This window comes from Sinorhizobium terangae (assembly GCF_009601505.1).
GTDB lineage: Bacteria > Pseudomonadota > Alphaproteobacteria > Rhizobiales > Rhizobiaceae > Sinorhizobium > Sinorhizobium terangae.
The window spans coordinates 1-6123 of record NZ_WITC01000105.1; the positions used below are offsets into that span (position 1 = coordinate 1).

General features: G+C 61.0%; 7 protein-coding genes. 1 reads left to right on the forward strand and 6 read right to left on the reverse strand.

Annotated elements, in window-relative coordinates:
- From GHK62_RS24565 to GHK62_RS24585, 5 genes are all read right to left on the reverse strand, one after another.
- The coding region (locus tag GHK62_RS24565) for an ACT domain-containing protein (protein ID WP_234887037.1) at nucleotides 1-362 on the reverse strand (362 nt) is incomplete at its 3' end.
- A gap of 129 nt (nucleotides 363-491) precedes the next feature.
- Nucleotides 492-1313 (reverse strand): 3-methyl-2-oxobutanoate hydroxymethyltransferase, encoded by an 822-nt coding sequence (locus tag GHK62_RS24570; RefSeq protein WP_153441653.1) that lies wholly within the window; start codon nucleotides 1311-1313, stop codon nucleotides 492-494.
- Nucleotides 1314-1362: 49 nt separating this feature from the next.
- Nucleotides 1363-2583, reverse strand: coding sequence for an NAD(P)/FAD-dependent oxidoreductase (locus tag GHK62_RS24575; protein ID WP_153441654.1), 1221 nt, complete (start codon nucleotides 2581-2583; stop codon nucleotides 1363-1365).
- Nucleotides 2584-2626: 43 nt separating this feature from the next.
- On the reverse strand, nucleotides 2627-2944 hold the full coding sequence (locus GHK62_RS24580; protein ID WP_153441655.1) for a MocE family 2Fe-2S type ferredoxin: 318 nt from the start codon (nucleotides 2942-2944) through the stop codon (nucleotides 2627-2629).
- Nucleotides 2945-2990: 46 nt separating this feature from the next.
- Entirely contained in the window at nucleotides 2991-4082 is a 1092-nt protein-coding gene (locus GHK62_RS24585; RefSeq protein ID WP_153441656.1) for a fatty acid desaturase family protein, read from the reverse strand.
- 159 nt (nucleotides 4083-4241) lie between these two features.
- Between GHK62_RS24585 and GHK62_RS24590 the strand changes: the two genes are divergently transcribed.
- Nucleotides 4242-5273, forward strand: a complete 1032-nt coding sequence (locus GHK62_RS24590; protein ID WP_153441657.1) for a LacI family DNA-binding transcriptional regulator — start codon at nucleotides 4242-4244, stop codon at nucleotides 5271-5273.
- Between the two features lie 55 nt (nucleotides 5274-5328).
- On the opposite strand, the gene GHK62_RS24595 is transcribed toward GHK62_RS24590, so the two are convergent.
- Nucleotides 5329-6123: trehalose-6-phosphate synthase (locus tag GHK62_RS24595; protein WP_234887038.1), on the reverse strand; the 795-nt coding region annotated here is incomplete at its 5' end.

Here is a 6123-nt window from a genome sequence, read left to right on the forward strand (position 1 = left end):
TTGGAGACGACGCCGACGATGTCGATCGGCAGTGCGCCGATCTTCCAGCGGTAGAGCAGGTCGTTGAGGCAATGGCCGAAACGCGACACCATCAAGAGCACCTTGGTACGCTCCGACTGGTCGTGAAGAGCCGTTTCCATTGCGAACTTCGCAGCAATCGGCCTCAGCCCTTCCTCGAGCGCCGCGCGGGCGACGCCTTCTTCCGAAATGAAGCTGATGCGCATGAAGAACAGGCCCGTCTCCAGGTCGTCGAACTGCGAGCTGTCGATGATGTTGCAGCCCTGTTCGGCGAGGTAGCCGGAAAGCGCCGCCACGATGCCCCGGGTGGATTTGCAGGATACCGTCAAAACGTAAGTGTGCATCATTCATCCTTGCTTTCGCGTGTCTACTGCGCTGCTTCTTGGAGAGCCCATTAAAGGCTGAAACCTGCGGCGATACAAAGTGCTGTAGCGACGTTTTTGCGTCTGAAACAGCGCGCGGCGATGTCGTTGTCATCTTGCGCGGGCCGAAGTCCCCTCCTGCCCATCGAGCTTGTCGAGGAATTCCTCCAGCTCCCGTGGCTCGATACCGACCATATGCGCCTTTTCCGGATAGGCACCCGAGCGCACGTCCTCGGCATATTCGCGGAAGGCCGCAACGCGCTCCTGCTGCAGCCGGTCATATTCGGCGGCAAAATTGCGGTAAACCTTGGCGTGGCGAGGGTAATGACCTCGATTTTGGCCGAGCACGTCTTCGGCGAAAAGATACTGGGCATCGCATCCGGCCCCGGCGCCCATGGAAAGCATCAGGAGCGAGGTCCGTTTCGAGATAGCCGTCGCCACCTCTGCCGGAACAACCTCGATCTCGGCTGCGAAGGCTCCCGCCTCCTCGAGCGCGCTTACCTGCCGCCAGACCTCAAGCGCGCTTTGCGCCGTCTTGCCGACAGCGCGGAAGCCGCCGGTCCAGGTCGCCTTCGAAGGGATGAGGCCGACATGGCCGCAGACGGGAATGCCCTCGTCGCGCATGCGTCGGATGACCGAAAGGCTTGCGGCACAATAGACGGCATCACCGCCTGCCTTCAGTGCCTTGAAGGCCGCACGGATATAGTCGTCGGCCGTGACATGATCGCCATATTCGAGGCCCGGAAAGGCGAACACGGAGGGCGCTGCCTCCCTGAATTCCGGGCCGAGCAGCGCGGGCGGAACCGAGACGAGGTCGATACCAGCCCTTTCGGCGGCTTCCGCCTCTTCAAGTGTTACGACGCGCAGCATGGTGAGCTGTCTCTGGCCCTTCATCGACAGAAGATCGGCAACAGTCGGGCGGCGGTGTCTCATCGAGATCTCCCTTGGGGAATGCAGCGGCGGATGGTTGTTCTTGCGGCGTTCACGCCGCCAGCAGCTTCCGGAGTTTGGTGTCCGGAGAAGCGAGTGCTTGCCGGTCTGGGCGGCTCCCGGCAGCGATCAGCATTTCGGCAAGGCGGATGTCGCGGGCAACGGCATTACCATGGCCGGTGCCGCTCGCGGCGATCAGCCGGCCTTCGTCGTCGAGGTGAAAGAGAATGAAGGCCCCCGCCTCCATGTCGCGGCGAACCGTCGCGACCGCGCCGTCGGCAAGGCCGGCGATCTGCAGCGTCAGGTCGTATTGATCCGACCAGAACCACGGCACGCTGGAGACGGGCTCCGATCCGCCGATCAAATTGGCTGCGACCAGCGTTCCCTGGTCCTGGGCGTTGCGCCAGGCCTCGAGCCGCACCCGCCGCCCGCCGTAATGCGACAGCGGGAAGGAGCAGCAGTCGCCGGCGGCAAAGATGTCGGGATCGGACGTCCGCAGCGTTTCGTCGACGGCAATGCCATTGTCGATCGCAAGGCCCGCGGCCTCCGCCAGTTCCGTGTTGGGTACTGCCCCAATGCCGACGACAACGAGATCGGCGGAAAGACTGCCGCCATTGACAAAGAGAACACGCGCCTCGCGTCCATCATCCGCAAGTGCCGCAATCTTCGCGCTGCAGAGGATTTCAACGCCTTCTTGTCGATGCCTTTCGGCAACGACATTGGCTATCTCCTCCGGCACACCGCGGGTCAAGAGACGTGGCAGCCCCTCGACAAGCGTGACCGCGGCGCCGAGCTTGCGCGCCGTTGCTGCCAGTTCCAGGCCGATGAAGCCACCGCCGATGATGGCGATCTTTCGGCCAGGAGTAAGGGCTGGTCGGATTGCGAGCGCATCGGCGTGGGTTCTGAGCACACGGATACGCTCGGAGTTTTCGGAAGTGCCTGGAAACGCCCGCGGCCGCGCGCCGGTGGCGAGCAGCAACCTGTCATACTTGATCGATCGGCCGTCCAAAAGCCGCACCGTCTTATCCTCACGCGCGATCTTCTCCACGACGGCATTCGTGAGCACGGTTATCCCCGCCTCTTCGTAGCGCTCGGCGCTCGCAACGTATTTCGGCGCCTCGGAAAGCCCCTCCTTCGACAAGGGCGGACGCTCATAGGGAAGATGCGGTTCGGCGCCGATCAGCGTAACCTCACCATCGAAGCCCTTTTCTCTCAGTGCAAATGCTGCCCGCGCGCCACATTCGCCGGCGCCAACAATGACGATATGTGTCATGCCTTCTCCTCCCTCCGCCGGTTCGGCGTTAAGGCAGTTGTCGTCAGGAAATCGCGATGAAGACGCTGCCGGCCTCAACCTTCACCGGATAGGTCCTGAGGTTGACGCAGACGGGGGCGCCCTTGGCCTGGCCGGTCTTGTAGTTGAAACGGCCGTTGTGCTTGGGACATTCGATGATGTCGTCCATCACCAACCCGTCGGCGAGATGAATGTGCTCATGGGTACAAAGCCCATCGGTCGCGAAATATTCGTCATCGGGACTGCGATAGACGGCGAAGGTGCGCCCCTGGTGATCGAAGCGGATAACGTCCTCCTCGTCGATCTCATCGGCCGCACAGACCTCGACCCAGTTCGAGCTCATGGGTTCCTCCATCGGTTTGCTTGTCTTGATTGGTTTGCTTCGCCGATCACTCGGCGGCCGGAACGAGCCGATCGCTATGGAACTCTTCGCGATAGGGCTTTGCCGTCGGCGGCAGTTCGCGCTTCAGGAAATAATCCTCGTTCTTAAGCTGCCTGAGGAAGGCCGGGATCATTTCCAGATAGCCGTGGAGCATGGACGGGTTCGCCGCCGGCAAGTCGTGCTTGATCATCGCATGCAGCTTCGGCAGCGCGTGGTAGGGCACCATCGGGAACATGTGATGCTCGACGTGATAGTTCATGTTCCAGTAGATGAAGCGGCTCACCGGGTTCATATAGACCGTGCGGCTGTTCAGCCGGTGGTCGGTGACGTTGTCGGCAAGACCGCCATGCTGTAACAGGCCGGTCAGCACATGATGCCAGGCGCCATAGAGGCGGGGCAACCCGATTAGCATCAAGGGCAGAATGGAACCGACATAGAGCGAGAGGCCGATCGTCGCGACATAGATCGCCAGCCAGATGCGGGCGACCAGGATCGCCTTCGGTTGCTCCATTTCTGGAATGAAGGTCCTCTCGGCGGCGCTGATCACGCCGAATGCATTCCGCACCATGTCGATCATCGCGTGCCAGACATCGATGATGCCGAAGAAATTGAGAACGAGGCGCAGAAGGTCCGGCGGGCGCATGACGGCGATTTCCGGGTCGCGGCCGACGATGACTGTGTCGGTGTGATGGCGGGTATGGCTCCAGCGCCAGGTCACCGGATTGCGCATGATCATGAAACAGGCGATCTGATAGACGACGTCATTCATCCACATCGTCTTGAACGCGGTGCCATGGCCGCATTCGTGCCAGCGGCTGTCGGAGGCCGAGCCGTAGAGAACGCCGTAGGCGAGAAGAAACGGTACGGCGACCCAGGTGCCCCAGAAATAGACGCCGAGCCCGCCGAAAAGCACCATGCTGCCCAACCAGAGGCAGGTGTCGCGGATGGCCGGCCCATCCTCGCGTTTCATGAGTTCCTTCATCTGCTTGCGCGGAATCTCCGTGTGATACCACTCGGCTGCGGAAAGCCCGCTGGCGACTGCCGCCTCGGCATCGCGGCCCAGCAGGCTGTAATCTCTTTTCGTAGCAACCGTCGTCATCTCGTCCTCCCGAAGCGCACTCCCGACTGCGCCTCACATTCGATGAGAGGAGGGTATGTTGACTTTTGACAACTCTCAATGCAGTGATGATATATTCTCTCAAATTACATCATGACGACGACTTCATGCTTGAGAGGATAATTTCAGGGAGGTAGCGCCATGACGCGGAGACCGACGATCGCGGATCTTGCCGAGGCGGCGGGCGTAAGTGTTGCCACCGTCGATCGTGTCCTGAACGGGCGTCATCCGGTGCGCGAGGAAACGGCGCGAAGGGTCTACGACGCGGCCAAGACGATCGGCTATCACGCCGTCGGCCTGCTGCGCCAACGCGTGTTCGAGGATCTTCCGCAATATCGTCTCGGCTTTCTCCTGCAAAAACCGCAGCAATCCTTCTATCAGGCGGTCGCGAAGGAGATCGAGAACGCGGCGCTGTCGCTCACCCACGTTCGTGCGCTCCCTCAGGTGGACTTCGTTCCCAACTCCACCCCGGCAGGCATCACCGATAAGCTGAAGGCAATGGCGGCGCGCAACCAGGCGATCGCGCTTGTTGCACCGGATTATCCCGCCGTCACGGCAGCGATAGAAGAGCTGAAGGAGCGTGGCATTCCGGTCTTCTCGCTGCTTTCCGATTTCGCAGCCGGCGTGCGCGAGGGCTATGTCGGATTGAACAACCACAAGGTTGGACGAACCGCAGCCTGGATGATTGCCAAGGCCGCGAAACGCCCCGGAAAGGTCGCGGCCTTTGTCGGCAGCCACCGCTTCCACGGGCACGAACTGCGCGAGATTGCGTTCCGCTCCTATTTTCGCGAGAACGCGCCCGAATTCGAAGTGCTCGACACGATGGTGAACCTGGATACGGCCGAGATCACCCACGAGGCGACGCTCGATCTTCTGCGGCGGCATCCCGATCTCATAGGTTTCTACGTCTGCGGCGGCGGCATGGAGGGTGCAATTTCGGCGATCAGAGAGGAGAAACTCGAACGCAAGCTGCTGGTGGTTGTCAACGAGCTCACACCGGAGTCCCGCGCAGCCCTTGCCGACGAGGCAGTCACGATGGCAATAGCAACCCCCGTTCCCGCGCTCGTGCGAGAAACCATCAGCCTGATGATCGGGGCAATCGACCGAGGCGCGGCCGGTGTGCCGGGACAGACCTTCCTGCCTTTCGACATCTTCACGCCGGAGAATATCTGATCCTGTCGGCGGGCCTGGTGAATTCAAGCATGAAGCACGACTTGCGAGAGGAAGTTTAGTCGCTCGCCTTTATTCCGGCTTCTTCCGGATACGGAACCCGCGCCTCATCGGCGTGCTCTCCAGGCAGATCCGGTCTGCCCGTCAGATCCTTGAGAAAATCGTCGCACCAGCGCGTAACATCGTGTTCCAGCAAGTAGTCCATCATCGTCTTCCAGCGCTCTTTCCGTTCTTCCAACGGCATGCTCAACGCACGCGCCATGGCGTTGGCGGTACCCTCTATGTCGTACGGGTTGACGAGCAGCGCTCCGTATAGCTTGCGAGCAGCTCCGGCGAAACGTGAAAGCAGAAGCACGCCGGGATCGTCCGGATCCTGCGCGGCTACGTATTCCTTTGCGACGAGGTTCATCCCGTCTCGAAGCGGCGTCACGAGGCCAACTTTGCTGAGCCGATAAAGCCCAGCAAGAATGTGGCGGCCTATCGACCGGTTGATATAGCGTATCGGCACCCAATCGACGGCGCCGAGCGCGCCGTTCACCCGGCCCGCCTGTTCGGCAACCATGCGCTGCATGGCTTCGTACTCCGGCACTTCGGAGCGGGACTTCGGTGTGATTTGCAGATAGGTCACATGCCCATGCTGGGCGGGATTGGCCAGGATGAAGCGCTCGAATGCGTCGATGCGCTGCGTGATTCCCTTGGAATAATCGAGGCGATCGACGCCGATGATCAGGCTGCGGTCTCCAATGCTTTCACGCGTTCTCTTGACGACCTTGTGAGTCGATGCCTTTTTTGCGAATTCGGCAAAGGCCGCAGTCTCAATACCGATCGCATAGGAGTCGCCCTTGAATACGCG